The following is a 19472-nucleotide window of genomic DNA, read 5'->3' as shown; positions in this document are numbered from 1 at the left end:
GCATCCACAGAGCTATTACGCTTATATGATGAATAACCTTTTCAACCATATCAATGTTTCCCCGGATCATATTCATATTCCCATTGGAAACGGAGAAGGATTGGAATTAGAATGTCACCGATATGAAAGGTTGATAGAAGAAATCGGACCCCCAGACCTGCAGATTTTGGGGATCGGTTCGAATGGCCATATCGGGTTTAATGAACCCGGGACCTCATTTCAAAGCGAAACTCACATCGTGGAACTTGCAGAATCGACTAGAAGAGCAAACGCCAGATATTTCTCTTCTTTGGATGAAGTTCCTCAGTATGCGATTACGATGGGGATCAAATCGATATTGAAAAGTAAACGGATCCTGCTGCTGGCTTCGGGCAGTCATAAGGCAAATGCAGTGAAAACCCTGTTAGAGTGTGATCCTGATGAGGGTTTTCCTGCTTCTGTGTTGAAGGGGCATGGGGATGTTACGTTGGTGGTGGATGAGGGAGCTGTGGGGATAGATAACATTGTTAATAGTTTATGAATAATAGCATGAATTTCTCCTTGGTTGTTTGATATACTTATTATCGTAACTGAAGGTGGAAATTTTAACCACGCCTTAATCTCCTAAATGAAAAGTAGAAAGGTGATAAATGTTGAATTTGCTAATCAAAGATTATGATAATATCGCCCCGAAAATAGAATATTTAAAAGATGAGATTATTCTAGCTCAAGCATGGAAAAAATCACATACGTATATTCGAAGGCATAATTGGTATGTAGACATTTTGGAATTAGATTGTTCAATTGTAGATTTGGAGGAAAAACTAAAGAACTGGGCAGATAAAATGGAGGATGAAACATTCAAGCCAAGTCCTCTAAGGGTAGTATATGCTCCAAAGAATCAACAATGGAATTTCCCAGAGGATGAAAATTCGTGGTATCCAATAGATGAAAATGGTGAAAGATGCAAGCAAGATTTAAGACCATTAGCCCATATATCTATTCGGGATCAAACATTAGCGACAACAGTTATGCTATGTTTAGCAGATGCTATAGAAACTGCTCAGGGACCAACAGATGCCTACGATTTCCTAAAAGCTCAGCGGCATGAAGTTTATAGTTACGGTAATCGATTACACTGTCAATGGATCGACCATTCAAACAAAAAGCAACAGGCTAAATTTAGTTGGGGGAACTCTAAGTGTTATAGACAATACTATGAGGATTATAAAGGGTTTTTGAAGAGACCAAAAGAGGTGTGTAATTACTATTCTTCAATTTTAGACTCGAGTAAAGAGTTGTATGTAATATCGCTTGATTTAAGTAAATATTATAATTCGATAGATTCAGAGGCATTAATTGATGAGCTGAAATATTTATATGAAAACTATTATTCTCAATACCACCCCCTCCAAGAATATAAAAGTGACGAAGCATTCTGGAAGAAAACCAAAGAAATCTTCAATTGGGAATGGAGCGAAAATGATTATAGTGAAGATGACAAGATTTTAAATAGCGCTAAATCCGCACTGGGATTGCCCCAAGGATTAGTTGCCAGCGGATTTTTAGCCAATGCTTATCTAGTAAGATTTGATAGGATGGTAGGAAAATCTATAAAGGAAATAGTAAAAAAAAATCTAAAAATACTAGATTATTGCCGTTATGTTGATGACATTCGGATTGTAGTGGAAGCACCAAATGAAATTGAATTAGAAAAGATTAAGAAGGACATTCATGATTTTATTAATAGTAAAATGGTACAACATTTAAAAGTGATAAAAAGCAGTGTAAATAAGAAGATTAAATTAAATGAGAAAAAGACTAACATTATCTCTTATCACCAATTTTCCAATGAAAACAATATGTCTTCAGTGATGAACTCCCTTCAACACAGAATAAGTGGAACTCCTGATATGGATTCACTTCATCAGATTATTAGTGAATTGGTTGGTTTACTTAAAGTATCTGATGTTTTTGAAGAGACTAAAAGGAAAAAAGGGAATCTACTTGAGCTTTCAAGAATTTCTATCCCCCATATAGATGTAAAGGATGACACATTAAAGAGGTTCAGTGCAACAAGATTAGTAAATACATTACGAGAGAAGAAAAGTATGACTGTACATAGTGAATTGGTAAATAATGAAACAGATCTAAGCTCTCTTACAGCAGGTCAAATGCTAGATCATGAGTTTGAAACTGTTGCAAGGAATTTAATATCAGTGTGGTCTTATAATCCTTCTCTTTCTTTACTATTAAAATGTGGATTTGAATTATTTCCAGATGTAAATTTATTAACTCCTGTTCTTGAGGCGTTAAAATTAAAACTATTTTCCGATTCCGCAGAAAGAAAGAGTGCAGAATACGTTATTTCAGATCTATTGCGTTCAGCTTCAATAAGCATTGGGTACCAATCAGGTAATGTATATCCAAAATCTATAGACCTAATAGCATTCCGCGAAGAACTTGCTGCATTTGCCAAAAGGTTACTAAATGGGGAGAAAAAATTTCCTTGGTTTGTTAAGCAGCAGGCTATCTTATTTTTATTAACTAATAACGATTTAGGGTTTACGATTGATGAAAATGAAAAAGAATTAACCGAATATAGATTTTTACAAGAAGCAGCCCTATATAAAATAAGTTCAAATCCTCAAAAAAATTTAAAGGACAGACTAGCTACATCTATTATTGCTCAACAAATTCATCCAAATAAAAAGAAATACGTTTCTTGGTTTATAGAATTAATGAATAAAATAAAAAATGAAAATATAAGGAAGAGTGTAATTAGAACTCTTGCAATTAGTCGATCTGACTTATTCATCGAAATTCTTACATCCCAACGTATTAAGAATGAAAAATGGAAATTGTTAGTGCCATCCTATATTAGGCTAAGTGTTAATCATAATAAAAATAATGAGTTTAATACTAACCTAACAGATTCAATGTTCTTATTAAATGTAATTCAAAGTAAGAATAATCCTTTTATACAAGAAAATGCATTACTTTTACTTACTAAAAACATTTTAGATGACCCGAATTCAATTGATTATCTAAATGATGGTAAGGGAATTGAAAATCTGAAAGTCTCTTGTAGAGATTGGGGACAGATACAAAATCCTCACTTTAATGGTTTGAAAATAAGTTGGGATTTAAAGAAGGATAAGCATACATTCAATTTAGTTACCCCTCCAAGGTGGATTGAGAAAAAGTTTAAATGGATGTATACACTTGGGACTATATTAAGAGCGGCTATTGTTGGAGGATATGATTTTACAAGTCATACATTTCTCTATTCTGAAGATCTAGGGAAATATAAAGGGATAAAATCAACAGTTTATACTCGTCAGTTTGCAATGATTAATCAAGGTAAAGGTTTACTGGATGACTCAATGCCAGTTACACCATGGTTAAGTGAATTTTTATATAAACTGCTACAGTGGCCAGGCATTACTCAGTGGGATGAGGCAATTGAAAAATGGAATGACATATCAAGTTTAGGAGATTTGCAAAGAATAATAGATATGAGAATTAATCACCAGAGAAACATCTATGGAAAACTATCCCAAACACCTATGTACACCTTACCTATTTCAAGTAGATTGAAAGATAAAAATAATAAATTGAGATTTGCTATAGTACAACCACTTCTTCCTCAACTAAAAGATTTCAATGAGAAAGATCCATCTAAATGGAACGAATCATTTAGAAATAAACATCGCGATCATTTAGCGTCTATTTGTCACTTAGTTAACAAGCAAGTTCAGTCTACCATTCGTGCTAGAAAAGATTTGCATGACAAGGATAAAGAGGCTTTTGAAGGGGTTGATGTGATAGTTTTTCCTGAATTATCAGTCCATCCAGATGATATTCCAATTTTAAGAAGCCTTTCAGATAAAACCAAAGCTCACATTTTTACTGGCCTTACATTTATGCAATCGAATACTTACTCAAAGCCAATAAATCAAGCACTATGGCTTTTAAGGTCAGAACACAGTTCTGGCAGAGAATTTATTCATGTCTATCAAGGAAAACACCATATGACTAAACCAGAGAAAACCATGGGAATCAGTCCCCATCGGCCATACCAAGTCTTAATTGAATTACAGGGAGTTAATGGAGATCCTATTCGATTAGCAGGTGCAATTTGTTATGATGCTACCGACTTAGGTATTGCTGCAGATTTAAGAGGGGTGTCAGATGTCTTTATAATTTCTGCACTAAATAAAGATATTCAAACCTTTGATAATATGGTTAGTTATCTACACTACCATATGTATCAACCAATTATTTTGGCCAATACTGGTGAATTTGGAGGTTCAACAGTTCAAGCTCCTTTTTCAAAGCATCAACGTACTATTGCACATGTTCATGGAAATCAACAAATAGCGATTAGTATTTTTGAAATTGATCCTTCTATATTTAAAGGAACTTCTAAACCACAAGCCTTTCCAGATATTAAAACTCCTCCTGCAGGTTATGAAGGAAGGAAGTAAAGAAAAGTAGTTCAGAATTGATGAAAAGCAGCAGCTTACTCCCGCAGTAAGCTGCTTTCTCTCTTAGCTACTTTTATTACTGTCTTCAAATCGGAACCCCTATAAACAAAAGTCCTCTTATTATGATCGGTAAAATAAATCTCCCCATAATCATTTTTACGGCTAAAGCCGAGAATCATAAAATTGTATGTATGCTTATCTTTTAATAGGATCAATTCTTGTTTTGCGATGTTAATCCCCTCGTTTACAACTTATTGATGATGGCAAGTCAATCTTCTAATAAATGTTTATCTTCTTCTACATCCTGTAGAAGCCGATCTATACTGATTTTTGCCTTTATAAGTATTTTGGATAGTGTTCTGCATGTAGGGGCATTTTTACCACGTTCGATTTTTGCATACCCTTTTTCAGATAGACCAATTGTCTCAGCGAATTCCGCCTGTGTCATCCCGAATTCCTGTCTTCTTCGCTTTAAATGAATCCCTACGATTTCCGCATAACTCAATTTTTTGTGGTTTACCAAAGGTTTCTCCCCTTTTTACAACCATTATCGAATCGGGGAAAAACGTCCACCACGCACAGTTGGTTCCTTTATTCCTAAATATGTAAAAAAATAAAAGTTTTTTTGAAACTATACTTTTTCAGTTGGAAACACTACTCGGTGTTCAACTGAAAATTTGATAGAAAACGGGTGGTTTGACTATCTATGATTCATGGAATCCTTATTAAAATGTTAAATTGAGGTTAAGGATTGATTCATTGAAATTTCAACGGACCTATTATATAGAAATAAGAAAATTTCTATAATACGAATTAATATATTATCAATATCTGCCTATATATTGAGTGATGCTTTATCTGTTATAATTAACTTTTGATTAATATTAAATTATTTAGCATAAATAGTTGATCTTTTAGTCAATATTTATTATAATTAACTTAAATATATACCGAAAGGATGTTCGGTTTTGATGAATGTTATAGAATTATTTGCCGGAGTTGGCGGCTTCCGTATCGGGTTGGAAGCTGCAGGCGGTTTCGATGTTGTATGGGGGAACCAATGGGAGCCTTCGAAAAAGGCGCAGCATGCATTCGATTGTTATGCACGTCGATTTGAAGGTCAAGGTGAACACTCCAACGAAGATATCAGCTCGGTGGATGGAGAGACTTTCAAGAACCAGGATATCGACATGATTGTTGGTGGATTCCCTTGCCAGGATTATTCAGTGGCGAGGAGTCTGAATGGGGAAAAAGGGCTTCAAGGAAAGAAAGGGGTCCTCTTTTGGGAAATCACCCGACTGATGAGGGAGACGAGTCCAAGATATGTCTTGCTTGAAAATGTTGATCGATTGCTGAAGTCACCTTCCAAGCAACGGGGAAGGGATTTCTCCATTATGTTGGCAAGCTTACGGGACTTGGGATATTCAGTGGAGTGGAGAGTCATCAATGCAGCTGAATATGGACAAGCCCAGAGAAGAAGGAGGGTATTCATCTTTGCCACGAAGAATGAAACCCCTTATGTCGTTAATAGAAGGGGATTCGATGAAACCCAGATGATACACGAGGAAGGCTTCTTTGCGAAGGCTTTCCCGGTGAAGGAAGGTATTTCTGAGAAGAAAAAGCCTCAATCCTTCATCATGAAGAAGGATCTTGTGGAAATCTCAGATGAATTTTCGATGAATTACTATAATGCCGGCATCATGAGGGACGATTTGGTCTATACGGAAGAAGTCACACCTGTTGAAGAATCACCGACTCCATTGAAGGATATCCTTCAATCAGATGTTGACGATAGATATTATTTGTCAGAAGCGGCCGTTGAAAAGTTCACATATCTAAAAGGTCCTAAAAGGATTGAAAGGACTTCAGCCACAGGGCATAAATACACATTTTCCGAAGGTGGCATGGCTTTCCCTGAGCCATTGGACAAGCCTGGAAGGACGATGTTGACGAGCGAAGGCACAGTCAACCGAAGCACTCATGTGGTGGAAGATCCACAGACGAAAAGGCTGCGTATCCTGACACCGGTCGAGTGTGAACGCCTGAATGGATTCCCCGATGAGTGGACGGAAGGTATGACTGAGAGGATGAGGTACTTCTGTATGGGGAATGCATTGGTCGTCGGTTTGATAGAGCGTATTGGTAAGCGCATATCGGAAATCGAGAAAGAAAATATCGATGGGAATCAAGTTGAACTTGATTTGGTGTTTTCGGATACGGATTCACAATAAATAAAGGACTTTCCTGGATTGATTCAGGAGAGTCCTTTATTTGTATTCCGCTTTTGCTTCATCAATGAAGTCACATATCTTCTGGATAGCACTTTCGAACTCCCCGCGTATCTCATGTTCCCAGAGGCGTAGGATATTCCAGCCTTTTTCCTTATAATATTCCATCACTTCTTTGTCGCGTTCTTGATTCCTAGTCAACTTTTCTGTCCAGAACTCGACGTTGGATTTAGGTATCTTACCATGGATGGGGCAAAGATGCCAAAAGCAGGAGTCGATGAAGACCACTACTTTATACTTCTTTATGGCGATATCGGGTGTTCCTTTTAATGACCTTACATTTCTCCGAATCCTGTAACCACGGCTCCACAATTCTTCGGTCACCATGTTTTCCAATTTCGAGACAGCTTTGATGGACCCCATGATTTTGCTTCTTTCCTCTGTTGTTTTAGGGTTCTTCATTTTAACGAACTCCTTTTGATGGTATATGTTTATACTACCTAGCTTTGGAGATAGATAAACATTGCCATACAAAAGGCTTCTACATAAAGATACTTCTGGGCTCATAAGAAAAAACCACAAGAAGGACCTTGCGGCTTACAATTTATCTTTTATCCAATATTTTTTGTATATACTCTTTATCCAGCCAATAGCCTTGCTTAGTTATCCATTGGCCGTCAGGAAGCATGACTTTATCATCACCGTCTTGTGCTTTTGATCTTACATGACAAATTCGATTGAACTTGGAACCAGGGAGATTATTATTTACCCGATTACCTTTTTGGACCAATTCAACACCTTCTCTCACAATCCTGCGTGTCTCCGCCCATAAGTCATATGATTCGCCTTCAATCGTTTCCTGGGGCATGTTCCAAAGCTTGATTCCTTCGAAATAAGGGACCCGTTTTAATCCTTTTTGATAATTTTCAGTGAATCTGAATACCAAGAAAAGATATTTTTGCTCCGAGAACATGTTGAACAAATCACTATCTTCCCACTCTTCTTCTATCAACGTATCGAAATCTATGTTTGTAAATGACATGTGCTCACGTATTTTTCCATCCGGTTCACGGCGTATGGTTTTGAATTTGATATTCGCCTTTGAAAATTCCTCGATTTGATCAATGTCATTCCTGGTGACACCAAGTAATCTTGTCATCAGATGTGGAATCATGGATTTGTTTTCAGGATTATATTTTAGGCCGACTTCCTGGCACAGTACATCCACCCTTTTCCCGTAATGAGGCATGAATCTTTCGTTCAGGATTTCATCCAGCGTCTTGGTATTCAATTCCCCAGGTTTTGAGATGGATTCCATGTGTTCCGGAGTCAGGTATTTGGCAATCAAGCCTGTCATGTACGAGGCCTTTAGTGAAAAAGCACGTTGTTTAGCCTCGATTGGCGAAAAAGGTTGCCGGCGGACACTGGATTTATTTACGCCTTTGGTACAAGCGGACAAATACATTGTATCTGCTTCCGAAATCAGATGCGCCTCGCCATTTCTTATTTTTGTCACGATGGTTTCCCAATCCCGACGCATCACCGCCAGATCTTCTTCGGAGAACTCATTCAGGAATGCTTTGAAAATACGGTAATCATTTATCTCCACATCCGGCTCGTGCTGATATAACATAATCAGCATCTTGGCTGCCTTGCTCATGAAAGAGGACGTCTCGAATGTGAATTTGAACTCTTTCATATAATCGATGATGTTGAGGACCAATCGTTCCTTTGAAGAATATGTACCATTCTTATTTTTCTTGAAAGGGGTGACCTTCAGTTCCACACCCAAGTTTTCGAAATCCGGTTTGGATACCGAGTTTATCTCATAGCCGAAATAACTTTCCTCGATGATATTACCTAGTGTCCCTTTTGAACGGAGGTTTTTAATCCTACCCGTATTGTCTATTTCACCAAAAGTTTTTCCTTCCGCTGCTTGTGCTTTGATCATCAGTTCTTCTATGGTTTCATATATCATCATATTCTCCTTATCCTTTGAGCGAATGTTTTGTTTACTTGGTTTTTAGTTTACTAGAAAAGTAAAATTATGTATATGGTTTGAACCGAGCAAGAAGAATCTTTCCCGTTTCCTCCCATTAGTATGCTAGTCTAGAATCAGAAAATAACAAATTAGAAGGTGAAAACATGTTGAACCTTACTCACTATCAATCTTTATTTGATGAAGATAATACAGAGGTCAGGTGCCGGAGGGTGCTTGATGAAGTGGCTCCCAACTTAACTGGGATATTTGAAAGATTTATAGATTCAAAGGATATTCCATTGGGGGATGAGTTATATATACGTAACTATGATATGACATTGACGACAACTTATCATGATTCTCGAAATCCTACTTATGCAGAAAAGAAAAAGAATTCTGATATGGGCAGGAAGTACTTTGTTGGTCTATATATGAAATCTTCCGGAAAGGAATATAACCTATTCACCTTGGAATTGAACGGAATCGATCGTTCATTATTAATACATACAGAAGTAAGCTTCATACCTTTTTGGTCCTGGGTCAGGAGTGATGTTATCGAAAGAGTGTTGTCCTCCATACCTGCAGAATATTCGATATTCACTGGTTGGAAAGAAAAGAAGAAGTTGCCAAAAGGTGAAATCGAAGGGTATGTAAAAAGCTGTATAAAGCCAAGAAAGAGGCCATCCTTCCTAGTTGGTAAAGGTTTTGCTCTGGATGGTCAGATGAACGAGCAAGAACTGAGGAGACATTTACAAGAAGTTTGGGACGGCTTAAGTGAGTTCAGATATTACTTTAATGATGAAATAAAGAATGGGCAAAGGGCATGGAAGGCTTTGCAACTATTGTCTACCATACGGGATATAGAAGAAACCCAGTTACTCGGCAGACCATATTCAGTAGAGATTTCCTCAGTTGAAAAACTTAAATCCCAAGGAAACAGACAATCTTTTCAAATAAATGATGGAGATCAGATGATTACCAAGGGCAATATTGACTATCTTGATTATAACGACAAAAACTCCCCATTCCAAACGATTGTCGTCCGGGTGGCTGGAGGCAACCAGATTTTCACCAATGTGCGGGAAATCCTCTCTGAGGGTACAAAAGAATGGTGGATCAAGAAGTTATTTGCTACTCAAAGTATGGATAATCAGGAAATTAAGGCGGAAGCCATGCGCTTGCTACAGGAGCATGGAATCAAAGTGGACGATACCTCCTATTATGTTGGTACCTATGATAATGATACCGAAATGTTCATTGAAGGGGCGCATCAGGTGAAGAAGAACTTCATCGATGCAGCTCTGCTATTTGCCCATGCCAGGAAAGCGGTTGAATTACCTTTTGATCACGAGGAAGAGGAATCTGAAATCGAAGATAGGGAAGATCCCGAAGAGATAGGCACGCTCGAACCGAATTTCAGATTCGGAGAAATACTGGACATGATAGAGAACAGTCAATTCACTTTTTCCAAGGCGATTGTACGTGATCTGCATCTCAATCTGACCGCACTCGATGACAAGCATTTCGTGGTATTGAGCGGGATTTCGGGGACCGGAAAAACACAGATATGCCGCCTTTATGCCAATGCTGTATATGGGCTGGATTATGAAAGTGAAAATCCTTATTTCAGCATCATACCGGTTCGCCCTGATTGGACGGATGCGAGTTCCTTGTTCGGCTACTACAGTTCCTTCGAGAAGAGGTATGTGAAAACTGAATTCCTGAACGTGATATTGAATGCGTTGAAGGAACGTGAAAAGCCTCATTTCATCCTGCTTGATGAAATGAACTTGGCGCGGGTGGAATATTATTTGAGCGATTATCTAAGTGCGGTGGAATCGAGGAAGGAAATCCCGCTACATAGTGATGATTATGTGAAGGATGTACCTCAAAAACTGACCATCCCGCCGAATATATATATTCTCGGCACCATCAATGTGGACGAGACCACTCATTCCATATCTGATAAAGTGTTGGACCGGGCATTTGTGATGACTTTGTCGGACGTGGACTTCACGACCTTCTGGGAAAGGATCGACGCGGATATTAAGAGTGTCCTATCAAGGGAATTCGACTTGCTGAAAGAACTGCATTCCACTTTAGCTGCCTATGACCTTCATTTTGGTTACAGGACAATGGGGGAGATGTTGCAAAAGCTATATGCGAATCATCAGTTGGGAACTGAGCATGCAATGGACGCCATGGAGTCTTTAGACGGTGTGATAACAGAAAAAGTACTCACCAAGATACGGGGGGATGAACGGATATCCGATATGCTAGGGGAGCTGAATCGATGGTTGTCCGTTAACTTGGAAGGAAGCCATGTTTCCTTGCATCATGTGAAAAGGATGCAGAAGGAGCTGGAGTATTATGGTGCGACTCAGTTCTGGAGATAACCAATTGGAAATCTGGCTGCCTGCTGAAGGTTGGAAGCCATTTATGAATGCCTTTTTAACAGAGGCTTCGGAGTACAAACTAAGGTATGAAGGGGAAGTAATCGACTTGAGAGTACAAGGGGTGCCGCTGCCTTTCCATCGAGATGGCGACTTCCTCTACGTCACCTTCATTGCCCCTTTTCAAAGCGGTAGCATTAAGGTGTCCTTGAATGGCCAAGTACGTGAAACATTCATCTATCCTGATTCCCGTAAGCTGACGGAACAGCAGTTTGATTTGATGATCAAGGAGATTTTAGAAGAAAGTAATACATGCTTTCAACTGAATGGATTGGAGAGGGAAGTAAGTGCATCGGGATGGAACCGGGGAGCTTCATGGACACAGTGGATATATATCGAAAGGTCATTCAAGCAGCTCCGCAGGATCTATACCCGTATTGAGAAACAGCTATTCAGCAGTCTCATCAAACTTCCAATCAATCAAAAGAGGGAACGGGTGCAGCGCGTCGAACAGAAGACACTGCACTGGCTTGATAAAAGTGGGTACGGGGAACAGATACCCCTCCATGTTGAGACAGCCAAAACGTTTGAGACGGTTGACATGTATGAAAATCAGGTACTGAAAAAACAGCTGTTCGACTTAAGTACTCTTTTACGTTCCTATATGGAAGTGGAAAGGACAGGGGTGGCTAAGGCTGCCATGAAATATCATTCCATCACCAGGAGATGGTTGAACGCTCCATTTATCCAGGAGGTTTCCATGCATCAAGGTCCGTATACAATCACTCAGAAATTCAGGAAACATCCGGTGTACAGACAGTGGTACCAATGGTTCGAACAACTTTATCGGCATGATAGGGAAGGAATCGGATTCGACTATCCCATTGCCATGAAGGATACGTTCGAATTATATGAGATGTGGTGTTTCATGAAAATAGTGGGGATGTTGAGGGAACTGGACTTGGTTGAGGATACCCGCGACTTATATAGAACCACCGATAGTGGACTATTCTTGGACTTGTCCCTAAACAAGGAAAGCCGGATTGGACTTCGGGATGGTATGTCCCTCTATTTTCAGCGTAACTATCAATATAATTCTGAGGAATTCCATACTTTCACCCAAAGGATGATACCGGATATCGTACTGGAGTATGAGGAGGGGATCATCATATTCGATCCAAAATACAGAGTGCCAGGGAATCTGGGGACGGCACTTGGTGAGATGCATAAGTACAGGGATGGAATCTTACATAGGGAGACAGAAAGAAGAGCCGTCCAGGATGTGTATATTTTGACCCCGACTAATGAAGATTTCGCGGAGTCGATGAGGTACTTTCAGGACTGGTATCATGAACGTTATAAAATGGGGGCTATTCAAATGGTGCCTGGGGGTGAAAATGAACGACTGAAGGATTTATTGTCAAAGGTTATTAGTGAAGTAATTTAGGGTATGACCTTAAGTTCACAGTAAAATACTTTAGTAAGTGCTGAGTGCATCTCACTTAAATATTCAGCTGGCGGTTTGGGAATTTCCATACTTCATTATTTATAAATAAGAAACAGAGTTGAAGGCATATCATGTCTTCAACTCTGTTTCTTATCAACTGTTAATTACCCTTTTATTAGACTTGTTTAAGATAATATCGCCAACCCGCTGCATTTGGTCTTGATCAAAGATTTCATCAAATTCCAATCTTCTTTTCCCATATTGTATTTTCAACCCTTTTTCAAACAACCCGTCTTTAAACCAATTGACGTTGATTACTGTCTGATATCTGAATTTATCCATGAATGTCAGGTTTTTATTTAAAAACAACATTCTCTTGTTCGTGGGGATTAAATAACCCTTGATTTCTTGTTTCTTCGTTTTATCGTACTCACAGTGAATAAAGGTCAGTGCTTTTTCGTTCGGTTCAAATACGTTGGTTAATAGGGATTGGAAGAAAGCTTTGTTCTTCTTAATCTCATTAAATTCATAAGTGGTATATGAGCTATTGAGTATCCATAACTTGAGAAAGCAGATTTTCAATTACCCGTTTTTCTTCTGCTTCCTTTTCTATCCGTACTCGTTCTCTTTCTTGTTGCTGTAGAGTACGTACGCGTTGTTGCTCTTCAGCATTTATCTTCTTTTCTTCTTTTAATTGGAGACGACGATTCTCATTTTTAGTTCGATAACTAGCTACTTTTTCTTTAACCATGGACTCATCTTGTTTTTTTGTGAGTGTCTTGACGAAGAAATCTTCGACTTTAAAACATAGCTTTTGATAAACGCCCATTTTTTTCACCTCTTAACTTATCATTTTCTTGGCAACGTATAGCCTTCTTCCTAACCATCCTAATGCTGCTAATCCAAACCCACCGGCAGCAGTTGATCTTGCATTTTTTTGTTGTTCTTCATGCTCTTTATATCCCAGCTCATAATAATGCTTGAATATTTTTTCCCCTTTGGCAAATTCATTTGGAATTGATAACTTTTCCCCTTGTTGTCCTAAAGATAATCCAGCTTCTTTAATGGTTTTAACTTCTTTGTTGGAATCAAAGCCATCTTTAAACCAAGAGTTGAATTTATCATTCTCGTAACCTGGATTTTCGTATTTAATCAATGAAAAGGCAGCTTCATATCCTTTGTCATAATACTCTTGTTTTAGTTCCTCCTGAGCTTTTTTATAACCAGTTTCATAGGCATCGACTAGTGTATCATCCTGCCCTGAAGGTGGAGAATGTTGATCCTTTTTCCCATCATTGTAGCCTTTTTTTGTGAACTCTTGCTTCTTTGCTTCAAGTCGTTCTTTTAACGCTTTATTGAAACCATCCTCATAGGACTTTTTCAAACCTTTATGGGAAGCGTATTTTTCAGGTAATGATAATTTATCTTGCTGTTGACCAAGGGAGTAACCTGCCTCTGAAGCTTGTTTCTTTTCTTTTTCAATTTTGGACTTTCCTTCGTTATAACCCTTGTCATAACCTGTGGCATATCCCTCATTAAAAGCATCAGATCCTTCTGATGTTGAACTATTAGAAGCTGCCTCATTATAACCGTCTTTTAATCCCTGAGCATACCCTTGTTCGTCTCCGATTGCTTGATCTGCTTGATCCTGTTGTTGTTGTGCTTGTTCAGGACTGTTATTAATCTTTGTTTTATCATAACCGCCTGGAGCTTCGCACGGTATGCCGTCATCGACTACCCCGTTTCCCCAACCATCAAGGTTTTCTGGGTCATATGTAGCTGAATATCCCTTAGAATTCCAGTAATCTACTACTTCATCATAGCTGCCAAATTCAGAACAATCTTTATCATTTCTTGTCGCTGCAGGTTGTGTAGTTGTAGAAGAGCCACTACTATCAGTAGATGTTTCCCCACCATTGTGATAATGATAACCAGTGCAGAGTCCTTTTGCCTTTGATTTATCACTACAATTATGACCACCACTAGAGTCTGTTCTTCCGCTATGGGCAAAAGCAATTGATCCAAAAACTAAAGATAATAATAAAGTAATAGCAAGAACCTTTTTTATCATTTTTTTCCTCCATTATTTGAATATTACTTAATTCCTATTATATAGTTAAATTTTGGTGATTTCTAGATGCCGAATTTATCTAAATTTATGTTTATGATGAAGAATGTAAATTTATTTTGAAATTTATTTTGAATTCACCATTTATAAAAAGAGATTAGTAGAGTGGTACAGGAAATTACAGGTCTTAACCGAAATAAAGGGTTTAGCTTTTTCCTCCTATTCACCTATCTTATATTAAGTGGGGAGGGTTCCGATTTAATCACTGGGAACCCTCCCCATTCTTTTTAGTGTTTTCTTAAAAAAATAATTTAATATTAATCATCCTATATAAACCTTCTCCTTTTCTCTGAATAATTCTATAAAAAATTGAATTATCAAACTTTAGGGATAATTTGGATATAGTGTCATTCAAAAGACACTCGTGAATCTGTGCTTTATAATGGAATTATCAAGAAATGATGGGAGATTGAATGTGAGTATATTTAAATCTATTAAGAACCTATTTAGTGGGACAAAAGTTGAAAAAGAACACTCAGATAATAGAGTAAAGCTTAAAAATAATGCTTTTGTTAAAAATATAATTGTTCCACGATTTAACAAAGGAAGAATTGAAAGTATTGTTGCCAATTCATATGAATCGTGGGACGAATTTTTCAAAACAGACAAAACAAACCCTAAGTTAATTGGGTTTGAAAAGAGGTCGAGAAGAAAGTTCAGGCATTTATATCATTCTGATAAAATCATTATCACAGAAGCTGTTAAAAGTATTGAAATCGTGTCGAAAGAAAGTACGAAAGTTATTTCATTAAAGGACACAAAGTTAGAAAAAATGAGTATCGCCGCGGCTAGTGATAAGGGTATCATTTTAAATAACAAAGAAACTGTTGCTTTTTTAGACTTTCACAGTAATACATACCTTTTATTTGAATTCACTTGGCAACCTTTTAACTTTGCGATGGGCAAAGATTTCTGGTTGGTGGGAACAAGGGAAACATACGACGGACCAGGTGAATTATATTGTTTTGGGTACGATGGTAATTTTAAATGGGGAGTTTACTTTAAAGAAAAAATGCAGACTATGTTCGGGGAAATTGCCTTTATGCCATATTTGTTAGATATTTCTGCTGATTCTTCGGATATTTTAGTTGGAAGCATGGATAGATTGTACCGTTTTGATGTATCCGGAAACCTTGAAGCAAGGATTGCCATTTCGGAATTAAAGGAACATGAACTTCAAGAAAAGTACAACGAATTACAGAGCTCTTTGTCAGAACCACCTAAGACCGAAGAGGAAGCGATTAGTGCATACGCAAAGCAGCTAGCAAACCAATTTATTATGGGGTTTGAGCGAATGACATTCAACTCTCCCTATGCTGGATTTGCACATGACTCATATACAGATATGTTATTCATCCTAGAAGAAAAGGGGAGAATATCTGCTTGGAGTAATAAGGGCGAACTGATTTGGCTTAATTCCTTTAAAAATGAAGGTCGATTTATTAAGTGGTTAGATGAAAAACTAATTGTTTCTTTTAAATCAGGTGAAACATTCTGGTTAAGCAGAGAAGGGAAGTTCATCTATGGGGCAAAACTTCCTAAACAAGCTTCAACTATTTCTCTGATTCCGGATCAAAACAAGTACTTAGTTGTTTCTGAAGATAATCGTTTATATGAATTAGAAAAGAATACAGGGAATTTAATTACTGGTTCAGAGGGACATCCGGGAATGGAATTGTTTAATGTGTCTGGTCATAATATATTCTTCGATGGACCAACCAATACACAAGGATATTTCTGGTTGGCACCTGAAAACCATCAGTGGGAGCATTTTGAAGCAAAAGATCTTTTAAGTGCGGAAATGGATGTAAAAAGCGATGTTGCGTTAGAAATCACTGAAACGAATAAGTTTAAAAAATTGTGGTCTTTGGAAAGTGAAGATGATTGGTTTGGAAGTAGAGAAGTGGATTTAATTAATGAGCATGTTTACTTAGTAGAGAAGGGTCCGGAGAAGACATATGAAGAAAGTAGGAATATGACCGATAGGCAGAGAGAGAAAGACCGATTAAGTCATTACTTATCCTGCTATGATAAAGAAGGTAATATTCAATGGAGAAATCACATGTATTCAACAATGTGGTCTATGTATTTGTCTCCTGATAAAGAGTATCTCTTCACAAGTGCTCCTTCTGGAAGTGAAATTACTTATTTACCTGGTCATTTGTTTGTCTTTAATAAAGAAGGAAAGCAACTTAATAAATTCAAAGTGAACGCTCATGGTTTTGACCTCGAATTTGTTTCTTCTGATAAAGCTCTAGTAAAATTCTCGTCTGAAAAGGGTGAGAAAGGGGAAGAGGGAGTATTATTCCGAAATGAAAAAGGTAAGTGGGATTTCTCCTATGCTGATAAGGAAAAACAAGATGAACAAAAATCATTTGGAGCGGGATTGTATGACCTTGTAACAAACAGTTTCAAAATTACCAGAATAGATAAGAAGAAGTATCTCTTGGAGAACGATGATAATAGTAAAGAAGTCAAGTTAACTGCTGCGATGTATGAAGCTGTTGAGACGAGGGATAATCTATTAATTACACGAAGCGGAACAAGATTGATTTCGATATTCAATAAAGATTTAAATAAGGTACTGGATATAAAAGAATCAGAAAATATTTTATCTATGGTTCCTGGTGAATCGACTATTGCAGTGGCAACGAAAAATGAATTAAGAGGATACAATTTCAAAGGAGAACTTATCTGGCGATATGCTTCTATTCCAAAGGGGAGTTGCACAAGTCTTGTTTGGGTCGAGGATAAGGCTGTATTTGTTTGGGTAGTTTCTAGTAATGTAGAGAAGATTGTAGCTGCTATCAACAAGGATGGTAAAGTATTGAAGAGTCATTCCTTCAAATCGAATGATTACCACCGTTCAATTTTTGTGGATAATAAGAACGCTGAATTTGTAGCACAAACTAATGAGAAAATTGAGATTTACGAATTATAAAAATGTAAAAAAAAGACCCCCCGCGGGTCTCTCGCCATGGCAGGGATGATCCCAGGGGATGTCAATCAATTTTATGGATAGGCATGAGAATCGTACGAGAATTGGCCGATTCATGACAGAAAATGAAGTCAAAGAAGAATTTTATTAGTTACGTAAAGAATTTCCTGAGATTATTGATGTAGAGTTTGAAGAGGTGGTGGATATTGAAGTATAGAGTGTTTCCGTTATAGTCTATAACAAACAAAGCCTGTAAACAAAATGGTCACATGCTTTCTAATTTCTTAACAGGTTATGCAATCATCCCCGCCATCATCAACATTCCGTCCAACGGTTCCCCCAATGACTTCAAGACTTTTTGACGTCTCTAGGTTAAATTTTTGGGGACAGGCTTCTCGGTTTTTTCAAAATAAAAAGGTCGAAGTGTACTCAAAGTTTCTGAATTTTTTCTAAAATAGAAGATACTTAGAAATGAAAGGGATGATTCTCCTGCTGCACAAAGCAAGGGAATCATCCCTTTTAATTATCTTTAAGAAAAATTCACATATTGCAGATATGCTAATTGGTTAGAGCGGATTAACGGGCTTTTCGCTTATTCCTAAATAAAAAATTCTTACATTCTATTATCAATACTTTTACATTCCGGACACTTATGTTTCCGACGAACCATATTCCTGATCCCGGCTTGCCAGGAATGACCGCAGCGGCATGACCACCAGACTGCTTTGTTCATACCGGGAGATACCTTATGGGGAAGAAGCGGTTTGTTTTGCTGTTGATCCCAGAAGGAGGCGATATCCGGATGAAGGGTCTCTAGCGAGTTTGCCTCCTCTTTACATTGGGAACAGCCGGCTCTGCCTTCATTTCTATGATGGATTTTCGCTTTCCACTCATGTTCATTCGTGCATTGCCAGTAAACCATTTTACTCGATCCTGGTACAACTTGCTGCGGTGTTAGTTCCCCATTTTTCGAAGGATGCCATTCAGCTGCAATATCCGGTCGCATCGCTGCAAGGCAATTATCGCTGCTTACCCTTTTTCCTGCGCAGTATGGACAGCCTACACCTTCGGCACGGCTTCCAATTCTGGCTTCCCATTCGTGTTTTTTATCACAGATCCACCATGCATATTTCCCTGATCCTGGAGACACATCGGTTGGCAATAAACCATGATTCTTCGTCGGGTGCCACTCATTTGCCAGGTCAGGCATTAACACTTCGAGGTTATTGTCTTCTCCAACGCTAAAGCTATTGCAGTAAGGACATCCCCGCCCGGCAGCACGGTGAGACACTCTGGTTTGCCATTCATGGCCATTGTCACATTGCCACCAAACACGCAGCTGGGAACCTAATTTGATGGCTCTTGGATCAATGTTCTCATTTTTCGCTTCATGCCATTGATCAGCCAATACCTCATGAGAGGCAATACTTTGTTCTTCAATTTTCTGTTTGTACATCTCAATGATTTTCAGTTCGTCACGATCAACATCAATGTCGAGTGTTTTTAGCTTAGAACCGGCGTCCTTTTTCGTGAACGATGCCAGTGCTTTCAGACACAGGCGGATGACATCTGAATAAGGTTCTTTCAGATTTCTGTGGATTTCTATATATTTTTCATGTTGGCTCAGACCAGGTAATCCAGATTCTCTAATTCGAATGATGACGATATTCTTAGAAAGTAAATAATCATTTTTAAGCTGATCCGATTCCACTCTATCCTTATGATAATAGAAACCGTCGTATTCTATTGCTATACCGGCGATTGGGTCAAGGAGTGGTGCATATTTAGTTGATAGATAAATGTCCACACTCTCTTTGGTGTCGGGATTATAGGCAAAACCCCCATCTATTTTAGGGAAAACCATTTTTAAATAATAAAATAATGCCTG

The 19472-nt window shown here is 38.0% G+C and carries 13 protein-coding genes; 6 read left to right on the top strand and 7 right to left on the bottom strand.

All coding sequences use genetic code 11. The features are described 5' to 3' along the window. The coding region (locus tag HP456_RS07645; protein WP_172249659.1) for a glucosamine-6-phosphate deaminase at positions 1–520 on the top strand (520 nt) is incomplete at its 5' end. 109 nt (positions 521–629) lie between these two features. Beyond that, a complete protein-coding gene (locus HP456_RS07640) occupies positions 630–4469 on the top strand; it encodes a reverse transcriptase domain-containing protein (protein ID WP_172249657.1) in 3840 nt (1279 codons plus the stop codon). Positions 4470–4737: 268 nt separating this feature from the next. Here HP456_RS07640 and HP456_RS07635 read toward each other — a convergent pair whose 3' ends face one another. After that, positions 4738–4992 carry a helix-turn-helix domain-containing protein gene (locus HP456_RS07635; RefSeq protein WP_172249655.1) on the bottom strand — a complete coding sequence of 85 codons (255 nt, stop codon included), beginning with the start codon at positions 4990–4992 and terminating at the stop codon, positions 4738–4740. Between the two features lie 445 nt (positions 4993–5437). Between HP456_RS07635 and dcm the strand changes: the two genes are divergently transcribed. After that, entirely contained in the window at positions 5438–6700 is a 1263-nt protein-coding gene (gene dcm, locus HP456_RS07630) for a DNA (cytosine-5-)-methyltransferase (protein WP_172249653.1), read from the top strand. A 36-nt stretch (positions 6701–6736) separates the two neighbouring features. On the opposite strand, the gene HP456_RS07625 is transcribed toward dcm, so the two are convergent. Then, positions 6737–7159, bottom strand: a complete 423-nt coding sequence (locus HP456_RS07625; RefSeq protein WP_172249651.1) for a very short patch repair endonuclease — start codon at positions 7157–7159, stop codon at positions 6737–6739. A 142-nt stretch (positions 7160–7301) separates the two neighbouring features. Further along, positions 7302–8678, bottom strand: a complete 1377-nt coding sequence (locus HP456_RS07620) for a Sau3AI family type II restriction endonuclease (protein WP_312857743.1) — start codon at positions 8676–8678, stop codon at positions 7302–7304. 164 nt (positions 8679–8842) lie between these two features. Between HP456_RS07620 and HP456_RS07615 the strand changes: the two genes are divergently transcribed. Together HP456_RS07615 and HP456_RS07610 are read left to right on the top strand one after the other, a co-directional pair. Continuing rightward, positions 8843–11074, top strand: a complete 2232-nt coding sequence (locus HP456_RS07615) for an McrB family protein (RefSeq protein ID WP_172249649.1) — start codon at positions 8843–8845, stop codon at positions 11072–11074. Then, positions 11049–12518 (top strand): DUF2357 domain-containing protein, encoded by a 1470-nt coding sequence (locus tag HP456_RS07610; RefSeq protein WP_172249647.1) that lies wholly within the window; start codon positions 11049–11051, stop codon positions 12516–12518. The genes HP456_RS07615 and HP456_RS07610 overlap by 26 nt, the downstream gene beginning before the upstream one ends. A 153-nt stretch (positions 12519–12671) precedes the next feature. On the opposite strand, the gene HP456_RS07605 is transcribed toward HP456_RS07610, so the two are convergent. The 3 genes from HP456_RS07605 to HP456_RS07595 are packed head-to-tail and all read right to left on the bottom strand — an operon-like array spanning position 12672 to position 14589. Continuing rightward, a complete protein-coding gene (locus tag HP456_RS07605; RefSeq protein WP_172249645.1) occupies positions 12672–13100 on the bottom strand; it encodes a PH domain-containing protein in 429 nt (142 codons plus the stop codon). Continuing rightward, on the bottom strand, positions 13063–13347 hold the full coding sequence (locus HP456_RS07600) for a hypothetical protein (RefSeq protein ID WP_172249643.1): 285 nt from the start codon (positions 13345–13347) through the stop codon (positions 13063–13065). The genes HP456_RS07605 and HP456_RS07600 overlap by 38 nt, the downstream gene beginning before the upstream one ends. Before the next feature lie 12 nt (positions 13348–13359). Then, on the bottom strand, positions 13360–14589 hold the full coding sequence (locus HP456_RS07595; RefSeq protein ID WP_172249641.1) for a YHYH domain-containing protein: 1230 nt from the start codon (positions 14587–14589) through the stop codon (positions 13360–13362). Positions 14590–15061: 472 nt separating this feature from the next. Here HP456_RS07595 and HP456_RS07590 point away from each other — a divergent pair, with 472 nt between their 5' ends. Continuing rightward, on the top strand, positions 15062–17587 hold the full coding sequence (locus HP456_RS07590) for an ornithine cyclodeaminase (RefSeq protein WP_172249639.1): 2526 nt from the start codon (positions 15062–15064) through the stop codon (positions 17585–17587). 610 nt (positions 17588–18197) lie between these two features. On the opposite strand, the gene HP456_RS07585 is transcribed toward HP456_RS07590, so the two are convergent. Continuing rightward, positions 18198–19472 (bottom strand): zinc-ribbon domain-containing protein (locus tag HP456_RS07585; protein WP_172249637.1); only part of this gene is annotated, 1275 nt, incomplete at its 5' end.

Source organism: Bacillus haikouensis, from assembly GCF_013179555.1.
Classification (GTDB): Bacteria; Bacillota; Bacilli; order Bacillales; family Bacillaceae_B; genus Rossellomorea; species Rossellomorea haikouensis_A.
This window is presented reverse-complemented; position numbering and strand designations above follow the sequence as displayed.

Coding starts and splice junctions, on each gene's coding strand:
- HP456_RS07600 (WP_172249643.1), bottom strand. CDS start 13,347: ATGGGCGTTTATCAAAAGCTATGTTTTAAAGTCGAAGATTTCTTCGTC.
- HP456_RS07615 (WP_172249649.1), top strand. CDS start 8,843: ATGTTGAACCTTACTCACTATCAATCTTTATTTGATGAAGATAATACA.
- HP456_RS07620 (WP_312857743.1), bottom strand. CDS start 8,678: ATGATGATATATGAAACCATAGAAGAACTGATGATCAAAGCACAAGCA.
- HP456_RS07610 (WP_172249647.1), top strand. CDS start 11,049: ATGGTGCGACTCAGTTCTGGAGATAACCAATTGGAAATCTGGCTGCCT.
- HP456_RS07625 (WP_172249651.1), bottom strand. CDS start 7,159: ATGAAGAACCCTAAAACAACAGAGGAAAGAAGCAAAATCATGGGGTCC.
- HP456_RS07595 (WP_172249641.1), bottom strand. CDS start 14,589: ATGATAAAAAAGGTTCTTGCTATTACTTTATTATTATCTTTAGTTTTT.
- HP456_RS07640 (WP_172249657.1), top strand. CDS start 630: ATGTTGAATTTGCTAATCAAAGATTATGATAATATCGCCCCGAAAATA.